The organism is Furfurilactobacillus entadae (genome assembly GCF_045862745.1).
GTDB classification, from domain to species: Bacteria; Bacillota; Bacilli; order Lactobacillales; family Lactobacillaceae; genus Furfurilactobacillus; species Furfurilactobacillus entadae.
The window spans coordinates 1-348 of sequence record NZ_BQXN01000068.1 but is presented as its reverse complement, the minus strand read 5'-3'; the positions used below and the strand labels follow the sequence as shown (position 1 = coordinate 348).

Below are 348 nucleotides of genomic sequence, written 5' to 3'. Positions count from 1 at the left end.
GTTCATTAATTGATCGGCCACCATAGCGAAATTCACTCACATCGGCGACCAACTTTTGATATGGTCGATCGGTTTTGAAGCGTCGACGAAGTCGGTTAGGCGCTAGTTTGCCCACCTGTCCTTGATAGGAATTATATTTACGCGTTTTACGGTTGTAGGCTGTCGATAGACAGGCCATCTGATGCATCAAACGTAAGACGTGCTTATGATTTACGTTGAAACCTTGTTGATGCAATTCAGCCGTTACACGGCGATAACCGTAATGTTTATTACCGCGTTTAGCTTCGTCAATCGCCTGAATTAACTGGGCATCCGCAGTTGTGTTCGTGCCGGTTTGTCTAGCGTAAT

General features: G+C 45.7%; 1 protein-coding gene. It reads right to left on the bottom strand.

Annotation, left to right across the window (positions count from 1 at the left end; genetic code table 11):
- Positions 1-348: IS3 family transposase (locus tag ACKTR5_RS11790; protein WP_407881705.1), on the bottom strand; the 348-nt coding region annotated here is incomplete at both ends.